The sequence below is a fragment of the Hyphomonas chukchiensis genome, from assembly GCF_000682695.1.
Classification (GTDB): Bacteria; Pseudomonadota; Alphaproteobacteria; order Caulobacterales; family Hyphomonadaceae; genus Hyphomonas; species Hyphomonas chukchiensis.
Genome location: NZ_AWFG01000068.1, coordinates 1 through 1,585, shown reverse-complemented (window position 1 = coordinate 1,585; position 1,585 = coordinate 1). Strand labels below are relative to the sequence as shown.

At 57.1% G+C, this 1,585-nt stretch carries 1 protein-coding gene; it reads left to right on the top strand.

Going from position 1 to position 1,585, the window contains the following annotated elements:
- Window positions 1-919: nucleotidyl transferase AbiEii/AbiGii toxin family protein (locus tag HY30_RS16530; RefSeq protein ID WP_034743419.1), on the top strand; the 919-nt coding region annotated here is incomplete at its 5' end.
- Between the last annotated feature and the right edge of the window lie 666 nt (window positions 920-1,585).

Here is a 1,585-nt window from a genome sequence, read left to right as displayed (position 1 = left end):
GGATTTTCCGGACCTGATCGCGGTCGCCGCGAGACAGGAACAGGTCGATCCCGGTCTTGTCGAAAAAGACTACTGGATCATGCATGGCCTGTGGGGCCTGCAGCAACTCGGCTTCACCTTCGAACTGAAGGGCGGCACGTCCCTGTCCAAAGGCTACGGACTGATTGACCGGTTCTCGGAAGACATCGACATCCTCATCCACCCGGAGACCGACCTCAAATATGGACCGAACCATGGAAAGCCGGCCCATGCCGCGGCGCGCCTTGCCTTTTTCGACGACTTGGCCACGCGGATCAGGATTGCGGGCTTTGCCGCGGTCGAGCGTGACACCGGGTTTGACGACTTGCCGCAATATCGGGGTGCGGGCATCCGCCTCCTATATGAGCCAATCCATCCGCTGCCGGACGGATTGAAAGAAGGCATATTGCTCGAAGCCGGCTTCGACCAGGTGGCGCCGAACCGGCCTTGCGCGATCTCATCCTGGGCCTATGATCTTGCCGCAGCGAGCGGGATCGGAGGCCTCATCGACAACCGCGCGATCGACGTGCCCTGTTACGAGCCGGGCTATACATTTGTCGAAAAGCTCCAGACGATTTCGACCAAGTACCGCCTGCATCAGGAAAACGGAGACATGCCGGTGAATTTCATGCGGCACTATTACGATGTCTATTGCCTTCTTGGCGACAATTCGGTCCAGGAATTCATCGGCACAGTGGCGTATCTGGAACACAAGGCCAAACGCTTTCGGCAAGATGATGAAGCAGACCTCACCAGGAATGAATCCTTCCTCCTCAGCGATGCCGAAACGCGAAAGAATTATGCAGCTGCCTATGCCGGAACGCGCGCACTTTACTACCGGGACCAGGTCGCTTTCGATGCAATACTTGAACGCATTACCGGGTTTGCCCCAAGGCTTTGATAAGCTGGCACCCTAACACCGGACGCCCCATAAGCGCCAGCCCATTCCATCCTGGCTTCTTGGCGTTGGAATAGACGACCACAAAGAGACTTGAACGCCAATATGCGTCAGGTTGTAATTAGCTGTGGAACCCGGTTAAGCGTTCACTTCCAGAATTGGACATTTCGGAAGATGCGTGATGCGTTGAGCGCAATAAGCTAAAACTTGTACGTCCTGATAAGCTAAGCTTTGCACACGACACGCAGTTGAGAAATGAACCGGCATGACTACCGCGCCGGAAAAACTTGCCGGGCCGCTTGAAGCCGTGGAAGCACTCCAGGCGGATGGTGCAATCGCCATGTAATCAGCCGACCTGATCCGGTCACATCACGAACGGCTGCTCGGCACCGGATTTCTTGAGGAAGTGATGCTGGCTGCGGCCGGCTTGCCGTGGATGATTCTCTGCCACCGGAGCCCCTCTGCCTGTCCGACTGCCATGCCGTCGGACAGGGTCAGGGCGCCGATGCGTTGTCCGGTACGAGTGTGATCAGGCTTGCGGACCGTTCAATCCGGACCGGCAGGAAAAGGGCAATATTCGCGACGAATGCCTCTGGTTCTCCTGTTGGAAATGTTCCGCTCAGGCGCTCGGCTGCGAGGTCGGGATTAGGCACCCTGATCTGGGTGGTT